The sequence below is a fragment of the Cellulomonas timonensis genome (assembly GCF_900046455.1).
GTDB lineage: Bacteria > Actinomycetota > Actinomycetes > Actinomycetales > Cellulomonadaceae > Cellulomonas_A > Cellulomonas_A timonensis.
Window position 1 is genome coordinate 179,576 of the sequence record NZ_FCOT01000012.1, and the last position, 14,666, is coordinate 194,241.

Annotated in this window: 15 protein-coding genes and 1 tRNA gene; 8 read left to right on the plus strand and 8 right to left on the minus strand. The window is 72.7% G+C overall.

The window, feature by feature from the left end:
• Positions 1-25 precede the first annotated feature (25 nt).
• Positions 26-430, minus strand: coding sequence for an FKBP-type peptidyl-prolyl cis-trans isomerase (locus tag BN3788_RS09250; protein ID WP_066584906.1), 405 nt, complete (start codon positions 428-430; stop codon positions 26-28).
• 169 nt (positions 431-599) lie between these two features.
• On the opposite strand from BN3788_RS09250, the gene BN3788_RS09255 reads away from it, so the two are divergent.
• On the plus strand, positions 600-1,448 hold the full coding sequence (locus BN3788_RS09255; RefSeq protein ID WP_066584908.1) for an alpha/beta fold hydrolase: 849 nt from the start codon (positions 600-602) through the stop codon (positions 1,446-1,448).
• Complete coding sequence (locus BN3788_RS09260) at positions 1,441-2,049, plus strand: TetR/AcrR family transcriptional regulator (protein ID WP_066584910.1); 609 nt, start codon at positions 1,441-1,443, stop codon at positions 2,047-2,049. Before BN3788_RS09255 ends, BN3788_RS09260 begins: the two co-directional genes overlap by 8 nt.
• Here the strand turns inward: BN3788_RS09260 and BN3788_RS09265 are convergent.
• The 3 genes from BN3788_RS09265 to BN3788_RS09275 all read right to left on the minus strand — a co-directional run bounded on the left by BN3788_RS09265 (position 2,030) and on the right by BN3788_RS09275 (position 5,594).
• The gene (locus BN3788_RS09265) at positions 2,030-3,067 is read right to left on the minus strand and encodes an acetylxylan esterase (protein WP_066584914.1); all 1,038 of its coding nucleotides are present in this window, start codon (positions 3,065-3,067) and stop codon (positions 2,030-2,032) included. The two genes, BN3788_RS09260 and BN3788_RS09265, sit on opposite strands and share 20 nt — an antisense overlap.
• A 67-nt stretch (positions 3,068-3,134) precedes the next feature.
• Complete coding sequence (locus tag BN3788_RS09270; RefSeq protein ID WP_066584915.1) at positions 3,135-4,541, minus strand: cystathionine beta-synthase; 1,407 nt, start codon at positions 4,539-4,541, stop codon at positions 3,135-3,137.
• Between the two features lie 207 nt (positions 4,542-4,748).
• Positions 4,749-5,594, minus strand: a complete 846-nt coding sequence (locus BN3788_RS09275; protein WP_066584916.1) for a Bax inhibitor-1/YccA family protein — start codon at positions 5,592-5,594, stop codon at positions 4,749-4,751.
• Between the two features lie 295 nt (positions 5,595-5,889).
• Here BN3788_RS09275 and BN3788_RS09280 point away from each other — a divergent pair, with 295 nt between their 5' ends.
• The 6 genes from BN3788_RS09280 to BN3788_RS09305 all read left to right on the plus strand — a co-directional run bounded on the left by BN3788_RS09280 (position 5,890) and on the right by BN3788_RS09305 (position 11,223).
• Positions 5,890-6,849, plus strand: coding sequence for an ATP-binding cassette domain-containing protein (locus tag BN3788_RS09280; protein ID WP_066584919.1), 960 nt, complete (start codon positions 5,890-5,892; stop codon positions 6,847-6,849).
• A complete protein-coding gene (locus tag BN3788_RS09285; protein WP_066584922.1) occupies positions 6,849-7,712 on the plus strand; it encodes an ABC transporter permease in 864 nt (287 codons plus the stop codon). The genes BN3788_RS09280 and BN3788_RS09285 overlap by 1 nt, the downstream gene beginning before the upstream one ends.
• A 74-nt stretch (positions 7,713-7,786) precedes the next feature.
• Complete coding sequence (locus BN3788_RS09290) at positions 7,787-9,007, plus strand: sensor histidine kinase (RefSeq protein ID WP_066584925.1); 1,221 nt, start codon at positions 7,787-7,789, stop codon at positions 9,005-9,007.
• A gap of 53 nt (positions 9,008-9,060) precedes the next feature.
• The gene (locus BN3788_RS09295) at positions 9,061-9,696 is read left to right on the plus strand and encodes a response regulator (RefSeq protein ID WP_082812890.1); all 636 of its coding nucleotides are present in this window, start codon (positions 9,061-9,063) and stop codon (positions 9,694-9,696) included.
• Between the two features lie 128 nt (positions 9,697-9,824).
• Complete coding sequence (locus BN3788_RS09300) at positions 9,825-10,691, plus strand: siderophore-interacting protein (RefSeq protein WP_066584931.1); 867 nt, start codon at positions 9,825-9,827, stop codon at positions 10,689-10,691.
• A gap of 124 nt (positions 10,692-10,815) precedes the next feature.
• A complete protein-coding gene (locus BN3788_RS09305; RefSeq protein WP_066584933.1) occupies positions 10,816-11,223 on the plus strand; it encodes a PLD nuclease N-terminal domain-containing protein in 408 nt (135 codons plus the stop codon).
• A 13-nt stretch (positions 11,224-11,236) separates the two neighbouring features.
• On the opposite strand, the gene BN3788_RS09310 is transcribed toward BN3788_RS09305, so the two are convergent.
• The 4 genes from BN3788_RS09310 to BN3788_RS09325 all read right to left on the minus strand — a co-directional run bounded on the left by BN3788_RS09310 (position 11,237) and on the right by BN3788_RS09325 (position 14,551).
• Positions 11,237-11,310, minus strand: a tRNA-Leu gene (locus tag BN3788_RS09310).
• A gap of 63 nt (positions 11,311-11,373) precedes the next feature.
• Positions 11,374-12,804: an NAD(P)/FAD-dependent oxidoreductase gene (locus BN3788_RS09315; RefSeq protein ID WP_066584935.1), complete on the minus strand. Its 1,431-nt coding sequence runs from the start codon at positions 12,802-12,804 to the stop codon at positions 11,374-11,376.
• Between the two features lie 200 nt (positions 12,805-13,004).
• The gene (locus BN3788_RS09320; protein WP_066584938.1) at positions 13,005-14,225 is read right to left on the minus strand and encodes an HAAS signaling domain-containing protein; all 1,221 of its coding nucleotides are present in this window, start codon (positions 14,223-14,225) and stop codon (positions 13,005-13,007) included.
• The gene (locus BN3788_RS09325) at positions 14,222-14,551 is read right to left on the minus strand and encodes a PadR family transcriptional regulator (protein ID WP_066584940.1); all 330 of its coding nucleotides are present in this window, start codon (positions 14,549-14,551) and stop codon (positions 14,222-14,224) included. The genes BN3788_RS09320 and BN3788_RS09325 overlap by 4 nt, the downstream gene beginning before the upstream one ends.
• Positions 14,552-14,666: the final 115 nt, after the last annotated feature.

Here is a 14,666-nt window from a genome sequence, read left to right on the forward strand (position 1 = left end):
TCCGGGCGCGTGACGGGCGGTCGGATCAGTTGACCCCGACGATGTCGACGACGAAGACCAGGGTGCTGTCGCCCTTGATGCCGGCCTGCGGCACGCCACGGTCGCCGTAGCCCAGGTGCGGCGGGATGGAGATCAGCACGCGGGAGCCGATCTGCTGCCCGACGAGCGCCTGGTCCCAGCCGCCGATGACGGCGCCGACCCCGATCGGGAAGTTGATCGACGAGCCCCGGTCGTAGGAGTTGTCGAAGATCGGGCCGTTCCAGAGCTGGCCCAGGTAGTTGACGACGAGGTCGTCGCCCGCCTCGACGAGCGCGCCGTCGCCGCGGCTGAGCACCGCAACCTCGAGCTCGGCCGGCGGCGCCGCGTCGGGGAAGGTCAGCGTCGGCTTCTCACCGAACGATCCGGTCGCCTCGGGAAGCTGTGCGGTCATGGGGGTGGTCTCCTCGGATGGACGTCAGGTGGCGTCCATCCTCCCCTGTCATGGCCGTCGATGCGCGCACGGGCCCCGGGTGGCGCGGAATCCGCCGCCGGCTGGATCCGATGAGCGCGGGCGCCGTGGGCACTAGACGGCATTGGCTAATGGCATTAGCCTACAAGTCATGGACACCACGCTGCACCACCTCGACCGAGGCGACGGACGGCTCGCCTACACCTCGCAGGGCGCCGGGCCGGTCGTCGTCCTCGTGCCCGGGATGGGCGACCTGCGCTCCACTTGGCGCGACCTCGCGGGCCCGCTCGCCGCCGCCGGCCACCGCGTCATCGCCCTCGACCTGCGCGGCCACGGCGACTCCGACGCCACCTTCGCCGAGCACGGCCTGGTGCCCATCGCCCAGGACGTGCTCGCCCTCCTCGAGCACCTCGACGAGCCCGCCGTGATCATCGGCAACTCAGTGGGCGCCGGCGCCGCCGCATGGGTCGCGAACGCCCGACCTGACCTGGTCGCCGGCCTCGTCCTCATCGCCGCCCACCTGCAGGACCACGGCCCGGTCAGCGCGACCGCCCGACTGCAGGTCTCACTGCTGCTGCGCCGCCCGTGGGGCCCGGCCGCCTGGGCATGGTTCTACCGCTCGCTCAACAACGGCCACCAGGCCCCCTGGCTCGGCGAGCACATCGACGCGCTGCGGGCCTCGCTGCGCCGCCCAGGGCGCATGGAGGCGTTCGGCGCCCTCGCCCGGAGCCTCGTCACCGAGACTGTCGACATCCCCGTGCCGGACATCCAGGCCCCCGCGCTCGTGCTCTACGGCGAGGGCGACAAGGAGTTCCCCGACCCCGCCGCCGAGCTCGACTGGCTCGTGGGGCGGCTGCCGCAGGCGACGGGCATGCTCATCCCCGACAGCGGCCACTACCCGCAGGGCCAACGGCCCGACGTCGTGGTCCCCGCGGTCCTGGGCCACATCGCCACGCTGCCCCGCACCGACAGCGCCTGGGTGTTGGGCGCCCGTGCCTAGGGCCGGGCTGTCCCACGACGCCGTCGTCGCCCTCGCCCTCGAGGTGGTCGACGAGGGCGGCCCGCGCGGATTCGCCCAGCTCACACTCGCCGCGGTGGCCGAGCGGGCCGGGGTCGCCACCCCCAGCCTCTACAAGCACGTGGGCGGGCTGCCCGCGCTGCGCCGCGAGGTGGCCAGGATCGCCGTCGAGCACCTCACCGCCACGCTGTCCGCCGCCGCCGCCGCCAGCACGCGGGACCCCGCGGACGCGCTGCGGGCCATGGCCCACGCTCTGCGCGAACAGGCCCGCGCCCTGCCCGGCCGGTACAGCGCCCTCCAGGGGGCGAGCTGGGTGCTCGACCCAGAGGCCACAGCCGTGCGCGCCGCCGCCGGCGAGACGGTCGCCGTGATCGCCGAGCAGCTCACGCGGCTGGGCGTCCCCGAGTCCCGCCGGATCGACGCGGTCCGCGCGTTCCGCGCGGCGGTGCACGGCTTCATCGCGCTCGAGCTCGACGGCGGGTTCGGCCTCCCGGACGACGTGGACGTGAGCTTCGACTACCTCGTCGACGGGCTGGTGGACGCGCTGGCGACGACCGGCGCCGCTACGACAACGAGCCAGTGACCGACGGCTCCAGCGCCACCGGCTCCGCGGCACGCGCCACTCTGGGGGCGAGCCACTCGAGCTGACGGCTGAACTGGTAGGCCTCCCCGCCCTCATGTTGGTTGAACGGGTAAACGACCATCTCCTTGTCCTCGACCCCGCCGGCCAGCGCCCCGTAGTGGTTGAACGCCGCGTAGACGGTAGACGGCGGGCAGACCGGGTCCATCAGCGCCACGGAGAACAGCGCCGGGGCCGACGCCCGACGGGCCAGGTGCACGCCGTCGAGGTAGGAGAGCGTGCGGAACACCTGCTCGTCCGTGCCGCGGCGCACCGCGAGGTAGTTGGTGATCTCGCCGTACGGGTCGGCGTCCGTGATCTCCACAGCCCGGCGGTAGTGGCACAGGAACGGCACATTGGGCATCACCGCGAGCAGGCCGTCGGCCAGCCCCGCGACCGCCAGCGCGAGCCCGCCGCCCTGGCTGCCGCCGGTCACCGTCACGCGGGAGCCGTCGACACCGGGCACCGCGCGGACCGCGTCGATCGCGCGCACCGCGTCGGTCATCACGCGGCGGTAGTAGTGCTCCTCCGGGTCCAGGATGCCCCGGGTCATGAACCCCGGGGTCGCCGGCCCTGAGCCCACCGGGTCGGGGGTGTCCCCACCGGCGCCCCAGCGACCGCCCTGGCCCCGGGTGTCCATCAACAGGTGCGCGTAGCCCGCGGCCGCCCACCCCAGATGCTCATGCGGCAGCCCGCGCCCGCCGCCGTACCCGATCAGCTCGACGACCGCCGGCAGCGGGCCGGCGACGCCCGCCGGCCGGGTCAGCCAGCCCTTGATCGGGTGCCCGCCGAACCCCGCGAACGTCACGTCGTACGCCTCGATCAGCGTCAGCCCGGTCTCGACGCGCTCGAGCCGCAGCCCCAGGTCATGGGACCGCGCGTCGGCGAGCGTCCGACGCCAGAACTCGTCGAAGTCGTCCGGCTCGTCGAGGGCCGGCAGGTACGTCTCAAGCTCAGCGAGGGGCAGGTCGAACAGGGCCATGAGCACGTGCTTTCTAGGAGGAGGCGAACAGGATCCGGGGCGCCCGGCGCATCAGTGCGTCAATGCGTCAATGCGTGAGGAAGCCGAGCAGGTCGTGGCGGGTCAGGACGCCCACGGGGTTGCCGTCGTCGACCACCATGAGCGCGTCGGCCTGCTGCAGCGCCGCGCGCGCGGCCTCCACCGACTCCCCCGCCCCGATCAGCGGCAGCCGGTCGGACATGTGCCGGTCGACCCGGTCGGAGAGCTCCGCCGCGCCGGAGAACACCGCGTCGAGCAGCGCGCGCTCGCTCACGGACCCGGCGACCTCGCCGATCATCACCGGGGGCTCGGCGCCGACGACGGGCATCTGCGAGACGCCGTACTCGTGCAGGATCTCGATCGCGTCACGCACCGTCTCATTGGGGTGGGTGTGCACCAGCGCCGGGATCTGCCCGCTCTTGCCGCCGAGCACGTCGGCGACGGTGGCGCCCTCCTCGGCGGGCAGGAACCCGTACGAGCGCATCCAGGAGTCGTTGAAGATCTTGGACATGTACCCGCGGCCGCTGTCGGGCAACAGCACCACGATCACCGCCGAGGCAGCCGCTTGCGGGTCCTCGTCCTGCAGGCGCTGGGCCAGGCGCAGCGCGGCGACCACCGCCATCCCACAGGAGCCGCCGACCAGCAGCCCCTCCTCGCGGGCGAGCCGCCGGGTCATCGAGAATGAGTCGGCGTCGGAGACAGCGATGATCTCGTCGGGCACCGCGGGGTCGTAGGCGGTCGGCCAGAAGTCCTCGCCCACGCCCTCGACCAAGTACGGACGCCCGTCGCCGCCGGAGTAGACGGAGCCTTGCGGGTCAGCGCCCACGACGCGCACCCGGCCGCCGTCGGCCGCGGCCCGCCCGGCCGACGCGTCCTTGAGGTAGCGGCCAGTGCCGGTGATGGTGCCGCCGGTGCCGACCCCGGCGACGAAGTGCGTCACGCGGCCGTCCGTGTCGTTCCAGACCTCGGGCCCGGTGGTCTCGTAGTGGCTCGCGGGGCCATTGAGGTTGGCGTACTGGTTCGGCTTCCAGGCGCCGTCGATCTCCTTCACCAGCCGGTCGGAGACCGAGTAATAGGAGTCGGGGTGGTCGGGGGCCACCGCCGTGGGCGTCACGACCACCTCGGCGCCGTACGCGCGCAGCACGTCACGCTTGTCCTGGGAGACCTTGTCCGGGCACACGAAGACGCATCGGTAGCCCTTGCGCTGGGCGACCAGGGCCAGGCCCACGCCGGTGTTCCCACTGGTCGGCTCGACGATGGTGCCGCCCGGCAGCAGCTCGCCGCTGGCCTCCGCCGCCTCGATCATCTTCAGCGCGATGCGGTCCTTCGCGGAGCCGCCCGGGTTCATGTACTCGATCTTGGCGAGGACTGTCGCGGACAGCCCCTCGGTCACGGAGGTGAGCTGGACGAGGGGGGTGTTCCCGACGAGCTCGGAGATGTGCTTCGCGTACTTCACGGTGGCGGTGCTCCGGGGGGTGGGCGACAGGTGCGGGCGCCGGCGCCCTCATCGGCGCGCGTCGTCCCGGCGATCATCCCACCAGCCGGGTCGCTGGCACAGCCTCCCGCGCACGGGTGTGGCGGAACGGCCACCGTGGCCCCTGTGGACGCACGAACGCCCGGGTGCGACTCGCACCCGGGCGTCCGGTCGTTCGTGTCCTTGCGGTCAGTCGCCGCGCAGGATCGACAGCAGGCGGAGCAGCTCGAGGTACAGCCACACCAGCGTGACGATCAGCCCGAACGCCGCCGACCACGCGAACTTCGCGGGAGCGCCCTGCTCGACGCCGCGCTTGATCGAGTCGAAGTCCATGATCAGCGACATGGATGCCAGGCCCACCGCGAACAGGCCGACGCCGATGCCGAGCAGCCCGCTGCGCAGCGGGCCGTACTGGCCGCCGCCCACGCCGACCAGCATGAGGACGACGTTGATCAGCGAGTACGCGAGGTAGCCGACCAGCGAGAGCATGAGGAACTTGGTGAACTTCGGGGTGACGCGCACCTTGCCCGAGCGGAACAGGAACAGCGCCGTGCCGAAGACGGCGAGGGTCGCGAGGACCGCCTGCCCGACGACACCGTCGTACTGCGCCTCGTAGAACGCGCTGATGCCGCCGAGGAACACACCTTGGGCCACCGTGTACGCGATGATCAGCGCGGGGCTCGGGGTCTTCTTGAACGCGTTCACCAGGCCGAGGCCGAGGCCGACGATGGCGCCGATGAAGAACAGGCCCGGCGCGATCATCCAGGTCGCCGCGCCGACGACCACGAGCAGCGCGAGCAGCCCGCCGGTCTTCATGATGACGTCGTCATACGTCATCCGGCCCGTCTGCGCCGTCGTGGCGGACGGAGCCTGGTACAGCTCGTTCAGCGACGCGGCATCGGCCGGGGCCCCGTACGGCGCCTGCTGCCCATAGGGCGCCGGCATCGTGGACGTGCTCCCGGATCCCTTGCGGGCACGAGCCCGCTCGCGGGGGTCGCCGAAGATGTCGCTGTTGCCGAAGACGGGATTGCTCATGTCTTCCTCCTGGTCGCGGCGCCCCGAGAACACCTCGGCGCGGTCGTGTGGACGGCCGGTCCGCCGCGGGGACGGAGCCGCTGGCCAGTCACTACAGTACGCAAACGCGCGACCCGGCCGATTCGTTCCCGGAGGCGCCGCCCCCTGATCCGACCCGGACGCGGGGCTCAGGGTGGTCCTCCTTGCGGCGTACTCCCCCGGCCGGCGATCTCCGTCTCGCGACGGTTCCGCGCCCCGTCCCGGCCGCCGTAGGTTCGTGATGCTCGCTCCCCACCCCTGCATCCGAGGACGTCACATGATCGAGGCACGCGGCCTGACCAAGAGGTACGGGTCCAAGACTGCCGTCGACGGCATCAGCTTCACCGTCCAGCCCGGCAAGGTCACCGGCTTCCTCGGCCCGAACGGCGCCGGCAAGTCCACCACCATGCGCATGATCGTCGGCCTCGACCGCCCCACCGCCGGCGACGTCACGGTCAACGGCCGCCCCTTCGCCGAGCACAAGGCGCCCCTGCACGAGGTCGGCGCGCTGCTCGACGCGAAGGCCGTCCACACAGGTCGCAGCGCCGCGAACCACCTGGCGGCGATGGCGGCCACGCACGGCATCGGCAAGGCCCGCGTGCGCGAGGTCATCGAGATGACCGGCCTGGGAACCGTCGCCGGCAAGCGGGTCGGCGGGTTCTCGCTCGGCATGGGCCAGCGGCTGGGCATCGCCTCGGCACTGCTCGGCGACCCCCGCACGCTCATCCTCGACGAGCCGGTCAACGGCCTCGACCCCGAGGGCGTGCTGTGGGTGCGCAACCTCGTGCGGTTCCTCGCCTCCGAGGGGCGGACCGTCTTCCTGTCCTCGCACTTGATGAGCGAGATGGCGCTGACCGCCGACCACATCATCGTGATCGGGCGCGGGCGCATCATCGCGGACGCCCCGGTGCAGGACATCGTGGCCCGCGCCACCGGCACCACCGTCCGGGTGCGCACCCCGCACGCCACCCAGCTCGCGGAGCTGCTCCGCGCCGCCGATGTGACGATCTCCACCTCGGAGCCCGGCCTGCTCGAGATCACCGGCTCCACTGCCGTGACCATCGGGGAGACCGCCGCGGCCGCCCAGCTCGTGCTGCATGAGCTCACGCCCGTCGCCGCGTCCCTCGAGGACGCCTACATGTCCCTGACCGCCGACTCCGTCGAGTACCACTCGACCTCGACGGGCCTGCCCACCCCCGCCCTGGCAGCGTCCGGCGTGACCCCTGAGGAGAACTGATGAGCACCACGACGCTGACCGCCGGGGCGCCAGCCACCGCCACGGTCGGGCACGCGACCCGCCCGGGCGTGACATTCGGCCGCCTCGTCGTCGCCGAGTGGATCAAGTTCCGCTCCTTGCGCTCGACCTGGTGGACCCTCGCCCTGGCCGTCGTCGGGATGGTCGGGATCAGCCTGATCTTCGCGATCGGCGTCCGCGCCAGCGCGATCACCGCTGAGGAGGAGAACAGCATGCTGGGCGTGCTCGTGATCGTCTTCGGCTACTCCGCCGCCCAGCTCGCGCTCGCCGTGCTCGGCGCCCTGACGATCACCGGCGAGTACTCCACCGGGATGATCCGCTCGACCTTCACGGCCGCACCGCGCCGGCTGCCCGCGCTGTGGGCCAAGCTGCTGGTGCTGACCGTCGTGACGGTCGTGGTCTCCGTCGTCGGCCTCGTGCTGTCCTACCTCCTCACGCTGCCGCTGCTCTCGGGCACCGGGGTGAGCCTGGACCTGGGCGATAGCGAGACGGTGCGCGCCCTCGCCGGAGTGCCGCTCTACCTCACGGCCGTCACGCTGCTGGCCTTCACCATCGGCGCGATCATGCGGCACTCGGCCGGGGCCATCACCACCACGCTCGGCGTCATGCTCGTGGTGCCGATGGTGTTCAACATCCTCGGGGTCTTCTTCACCTGGGCGCCGCGCGTCGGCGCCTACATGCCCACGACGGCCGGCGAGCAGATCATGTCCTTCGGCGGCCTCGCGGGCTCCGGGATGGTCTCGGACGTGTCGCTGTCGCCGTGGATGGGGATCAGCCTGCTCGGCGCCTATGTCGTCGCGCTCCTCGCACTCGCGGCGGTGCTCATGCGTCGGAGGGACGCCTGAGCGACGTCGCGCCCCTGGCGCCGGGCCGGGCACTGCCCGACCCGGCGCTCTCGGCTGTCCCGGCGCGCTCCGCCGTGCCGGTCCACACTCCCGCCCCCACGGTGTTCAGCGAGCAGAACGCCCGGCACGGCGGCCCTGTCCGGCGCTGGGTCTGGCGCCACCCGGTGGCGATGGACTGGCTCGTCGCCGGGAGCTTCGCCGCCGCCGGCGTGCTGAACTCGCTGGTGGTCGACGGCCCCCGGTCGGTCGCCATGCTGCCGGTGGTCCTGGCTGGCGCGGCCGCGCTGCTCGCCCGGCGCCAGCGCCCAGAGGCCATGCTCGCGGTGCTCTCGCTGCTCGGCGCGATCGCCCTGGCCCTCACGGCCAGCCTGTCCAGCTTCGACCTCGCCGCGGCCTTCGGCCTGTACGCCGTCGCCGCCGTGCGCACACCCCGCGTCGCCTGGACCGCGTTCGGCCTCTCCGCCGGCGCGACAACCCTGGCGGTGCTCGCCTTCGCCCCGTCGACGCTCTCGGGCGAGGTGGGCGTCTACCTCGTCCTCGGGTTCGCGGCGCTCGCGATCGGCGCCTCGGCCCGCAACCGCCGCCTGCATGTCGTGGACCTGGTGGACCGGGCCAACGCGCTCGCCCGGGAGACTGAGCAGCGCGCCCAGCTCGCCAGCGCTGACGAGCGCGCCCGGATCGCCCGCGAGATGCATGACATCGTCGCGCACAGCCTGTCGGTGATGGTGGCGCTGGCCGACGGCGCCGGCGCCTCGATCGACAGGTCGCCGGCCAGCGCCCAGGCGGCCATCGACCAGCTCTCCGAGACGGGGCGCGCCGCGTTGGCCGACATGCGCCGGGTGCTCGGCGTGCTGCGTGACGCCGACGCCCAGTACGGCCCGACCCCCGGCGAGACCGACCTGGACGAGCTGGTCGGCCGGTTCCGGCTGGCCGGCATGGCGGTGCAGCTCTCGGTCTCAGGCGCCGGCCTCCCGCCGGACACCGGGCTGCAGCTCGCGGTCTACCGCATCGTCCAGGAGTCCCTGACGAACGCGCTGCGCCATGCGCGCGCCAGCCACGTGATGGTGGCGATCGCGCGCACGGACCTCGCGATCGTGGTCGAGGTCACCGACGACGGCGGCGTCGGCGGCCGCCCCGCGCCCAGCACGGAGCCTGGCGGTGGACGCGGCGTCATCGGGATGCGGGAACGCGCGACGATCTACGGCGGAACAGTCGTGGCTGGGCCGCACGGCGCAGGCTGGCGGGTCCGGGCCGAGCTGCCATGGGAGACGACGAGGGATGAGGGGACGACGTGACACACGAGACCCAGCCGCCGGTGCGGGTACTGCTCGTCGACGACCAGGCGCTCATGCGGATGGGATTCCGGCTCGTGCTGGAGGCCGAGGACGGCATCGAGATCGTCGGCGAGGCGGGCGATGGAGCCAGCGCGGTGCGGCAGGCGGCAGTGCTGCAGCCTGACGTGGTGCTGATGGACGTCCGGATGCCGGGCATGAACGGCATCGAGGCCACCGAGCAGGTGGTCGCGGCAGGCACTGGCGTGCGGGTGCTGATCCTCACGACCTTCGACCTCGACGAGTACGCGTTCGCCGCGCTGCGGGCCGGGGCCAGCGGCTTCCTGCTCAAGGACGCCCGGCCCGCCGAGCTCGTCGCCGCGATCCGCGCCGTGTCCACCGGGGACGCCGTGGTGTCGCCGCGCGTCACCCGCCGCATGCTCGAGATGTTCTCCGACCGGCTGCCTGACGGCCGCGCGAAGGATGGCGGCGCCGCGGACGCCGACCCGCGCCTGGCCCAGCTCACCACCCGCGAGTCCGAGGTGCTGCGCACAGTCGCCGAGGGGATGTCGAACGCGGAGATCGCCGAGCGGCTGTTCCTCTCCGAGGCGACGGTGAAGACGCACGTCGGGCGGATCCTGTCGAAGCTCCAGGTGCGGGACCGGGTGCAGGCGGTCGTGCTCGCGTACGAGACGGGCCTCGTCGGCCGCTGACGGGCGCGCTGCCGGGCGCACTGCCAGACGCACTGCCGGGCGCGCTGCTGGGCGCGCGGCGCGCGTGGCGGGCTCGTCCGCCTACTCTCGAGTGGCACACCAGCCGCCCCTGCTGAGACGAGTGAGACATGTCGGCCGCCGCCGCACGCCCCCGACCGACCGCCCTGCGCGCCACAGTGCTGCGCACCGAACGACTCACCCCCACGATGGTCCGCCTCGTGCTGGGCGGCCCCGGGCTGGCCCCCTTCACCCCGTCCGAGCACGCCGACTCCTACGTCAAGCTCGTGTTCCTGCCCCCGGCCGCTGCGGGGGAGCTGCCCCTGACGTCTGATGACCGCGTGGACCTGGACGCGCTGCGCGCGGGCCTGCCCGCCGACCAGCAGCCCCGCCTGCGCAGCTACACCGTGCGCGCGTTCGACCCACAGGCGCTCGAGCTCACTGTCGACGTGGTGGTGCACGGCGAGGAGGGCATCGCGGGCCCCTGGGCTGACGGCGCCCAGCCGGGCGACGAGATCCTCGTGGTCGGGCCCGGCGGCGCCTACTCCCCCGCCGAGGACGCCGACTGGCATCTGCTGATCGGCGACGCCAGCGCGCTGCCCGCCATCGCGGTGGCGCTCGAGCGGATGGGCCCCGACGCGCAGGGCCACGCGTTCGTCGAGGTGCACCACGCCGAGGACGAGATCCCCCTCACAGCGCCCGAGGGCGTGCAGGTGCACTGGGTGCACCGCGGCCACGGCGTCGTGGGCCTCGCGCTCGTGGAGGCCGTGCAGGACCTCCCCTGGCCCGACGGCGTCGCACACGCGTTCGTGCACGGTGAGGCGGGCACGATCAAGGAGCTGCGCCACCACCTGCGCGCCGAGCGTGGGATCGCGCGGGACCGCCTGTCGATCTCCGGGTACTGGCGCCTGGGCGCGGACGACGAGGCGTGGCGCGCCGCCAAGAAGGCGTGGACCGGCGCCATCGAGGCCGACGAGCAGGCCGCAGGGCTCGACTGAGGCTCGACTGAGCGGAACCGCTTCGATTCGCGGGACGGCCGTCGTCCGACTCCTCTAGGGTTCCGGCAGCCATGTCGGCCAGCGGCCGCCCCACGTCACGCCGCCCCACGTCACTAGGAGAGTCATGCGCTACCTGCCGGTGCTGATCCAGGTCGCCGTCCTCGTCTACTGCCTGATCGACTGCATCCAGGCCGACACGGACCGCATCCGGAACCTGCCCAAGGTCGTGTGGGTGATGCTGATCGTGTTCCTGCCGATCGTCGGCGGCGTGGCCTGGCTCGTCGCCGGACGGCCGCAGGGCGCGTCCCACAGTCGCGCGCCCTGGCCCTCGACCGCCACGGCGGGGTTCCCCGAGTACGAGCGGCCGCGTGCCGTCGCCCCCGACGACGACCCCGAGTTCCTCGCGGGCCTGCGCCGCTCGGACACCGAGCACGAGAAGATGCTGGGCGACTGGGAGGCGCGGCTGCGTGAGCGCGAGGAGCGGCTCAAGCGGCCCGAGGCCGACGACGACGCGCCCCGGCCGGGCGCCTGAGCCGCACCGCCAGTGCCCCCGGCGGGTTTCGAACCCGCACTGGACCGGGTTTAAGCCGGTTGCCTCTGCCGGTTGGGCTACGGGGGCCAGCCCACATCCTGCCAGGAGGTGGGGTGGCGCCCGTCGCCCTACCGGCTAGTGGCGGGGCCGCTAGACGCTGGCGCTCGTCGTCGCCTCGGCTGCCGGCTCGGCAGGGCGGGGCTTCGGCGGCACGGACGCGGCGCGGAACTCGGCGCGCGGATCGTGCAGCGAGCCCAGCGAGACGACCTCGCGGCGGAGCAGCAGCGAGCCCGTCCAGCCGGCCATGATGCGGACCTTGCGGTTGAAGGTCGGCATCGCGAACACGTGGTACGTGCGGTGCAGCACCCAGGCGAGGAAGCCGCGGACCTTGATGCGGCCGAACATCTGCGCGACGCCCTTGTACATGCCGAGCGACGCGACGGCGCCGACGTTCTTGTGCTTGTAGGGCGTGGGCTCCGCGCTGCGGAGCACGTTCGCCAGGTTGTCGCCGAGACGCTTGGCCTGGCGCAGGGCGTGCTGGGCGTTCGGCGGGCAGAACTTGCCCGGGTTGTACAGGTCGGGCACAGCCGCGCAGTCGCCGGCGGAGTACGCGTCGGGCACCACGACACCGTCGGCGTCGACGACCTGGAGCGTCGCGGAGCAGGTCACCCGGCCGAGCTTGTCGAGCGGCAGGTCGGAGTCCTGCAGCACCGGGTTGGCCTTGACGCCGGCCGTCCACACGATCGTGTCGCTGTCGAACTCGACCTTGTTGGACAGCACCACGTGGCCGTCGACGCACGAGTTGAGGAACGTCGACAGGTGGATCTCGATGTCCCGCTTGCGCAGCTGCTCGAGGGTGTACCCGCCCAGCTCGTCGCTGACCTCGGGCAGGATGCGCGGCGAGCCCTCCACGAGCACGAAGCGCAGCTCGGACTGCTCGATCTGCTTGTAATAGCGCACCGTGGCGCGGGCCATGTCCTCGACCTCGCCCAGTGCCTCGACACCGGCGAACCCGCCGCCCACGAACGTGAAGGTGAGCATGCGGCGGCGCAGCTCGGGGTCCCACGTGGAGGCGGCGACGTCGATGCGGTCCAGCACGTGGTTGCGCACCGCGATCGCCTCTTCGACGTTCTTGAAGCCGATGCCCTGCTCGGCCAGCCCGGGGATGGGCAGCGTGCGGGCGACGGAGCCGAGGCCCACGACCAGGTGGTCGTAGGTGATCCAGTACGGCTCGCCCTCCTCGGGGAGGATCTGCACGGTGCGGTCGCGGTGCTTGATCTCGCCGACCTTGCCCTGCAGCACGTCCACGCCCTTGAGTGCGCGACGGTGCGGGGCGACGATGTGGCGCGGGTCGATGGACCCTGCGGCGGCCTCGGGCAGGAACGGCTGGTACGTCATGTACGGGCGCGGGTCGACGACCACGATGGCCGCCTCGCGCCGGCCCAGGCGCTTGCGCAACCGCCGGGCCGAGTAGAGGCCGACGGTGCCGCCACCCAGGATCACAATGCGCGGGACCTTGCGCGGACGGGGCGCTGGGGCCTGTGCGCGGGCAGCATCAACGGGGACGGCAACCTGTGACATAGATCGAGGTTAAACCCCGGTCGGACAGGGAAAAAACGGATCGGGCGTGATCCCGCGCACACGTGGCGGTCGCGCTCCCAGGCCGCGGCGGCCACCGGCGCGAACCCGCAGGTCCGCAGTGGCCGCCGCGGCGCCGTCAACGACGCGCTCCCTCCAGGCGCGCCGCCGGGGCGTGCGTCACATCCGGTGCCCGAGGCGGGTCAGGGGGCGACGGGCTCCTGCCCGGCGGGCGCGCCGTCGACCGCCGGGCTCGTGTCGGGGTCGGGGCTGGGCGTGGTCGCCTGGCCCGACGGGCTGGTCGCGGGATCGGGCGTCTCGCCGGCCGTGGGATCAGCGCCGGGCGTCGAGGCCTCGCCGCTCACCGCCGAGGCGAGGGCCGGGGCCTTGGCGAACGGGCGGGGCGGGATGCGCAGCATGGCCCCGGGCACGAGCGTGGGATGCCCCTCGGCATCGGTCTCGTCACCGAAGTCGTTCACGGGCGCGCCGCGCTGCGGGTAGACGTTCCAGCGGGTGCGCCCGTCCTCGTCCTCGACCGAGGCGAACCGCCACGGCTCGTCGACCCCGTAGAGGTCCCAGACGCCGAAGCCGTTGTCGACCATCGTCTGCACGGGCCGGCCGCGGTCGTCGTAGATCTGCACGTCGTCGAGCGGGTTGCCCTCCGCGTCGTACACGTAGAGGTTGCTCACCGCCATGCCGCCCACCACGACGCCGTCCGCGACGCCGGGGCCGTCCGCGTACTCGACGACCGTCTCGTAGCGGTACTCGACGTCGCGCGTCGAGAGGCTCGCCACGATGGGCAGCGCGACGACCAGGGTGGCCACGGTCATGATCCTCGGCAGCCGCCGCAGCCGGCCGGTCGGGATCCAGAGTCCGCGTCCCCACTGCACGCTCAGCAGGATCACGGCCAGCATGAACAGGAAGAGCAGCGGGTTGCCGAACGGCGCCCAGCTCATGCGCAGGCCGAACATCGCTCCGACCACTACCGCGAACACGAGCTGGTAGGCGACCCACCCGCGCAGCACCCACGCGACGGGCTGCAGCGACGTGAGCAGCTCGCCCACCGGCGGCCACCAGGTCTGCGATCGGAGCACGTCGATGCCCTCCGCGGACGCCTCGTAGGCCGAGCGGATCGGGAGCGTGAGCCACCGCCAGAACGACTTGCGGCGTGCCGGCGCGACGCCGCCGTCGGGCAACCCCGCAGCGGCGCGCAACTCGGCGGCGTACGCGCGTGGCTCACCGAACCTGCTGACCAGGTCGTCCGTGCCAGGCGTGTCGGCGAGCGCCTCGCCCAGGTCGGCCTCGAGCCCGTCGGTGAGGTCGTCGACCTGCTCGGGTGTGAGCCCGAGGAGGTGGCGGCGCACCTCGGCGGCGTAGGTGTGGGCGTCGCTGATGACGCCGTGGCCTGCGTGCGTGCTGCTCATCGGGCAGTCTCCGTCTCCAGCAGGCGCGACATGGTGCCTGCGAACTCGAACCAGTCCTTGCGCTGCGCGGCGAGCATGGCCCGGCCCTGCGCGTTGATGCCGTAGTACTTGCGGTGCGGACCCTCGTCGCTGGGTACGACGTAGGACGTGAGCGCCCCGGATGAGTAGAGCCGGCGCAGCGTGCCGTACACCGACGCGTCGCCGACCTGCTCGAGCCCCCCGGCCCGCAGTCGCCGCAGCACGTCGTAGCCGTAGCCGTCCTCCTCTGCGACCACCGCGAGGACCGCGACGTCGAGGACCCCCTTCAGCAGCTGGGTGGTGTCCATCAGTGCCTCCTGGCGATTGGTGTCGCGGAAGCCCGCCCCTCCGCGGGCTCCCGCGATACGCACGGTACTACGGTTCGCGCAGTACCGGGCACAGTGGGATACCCCGCGACGTGTT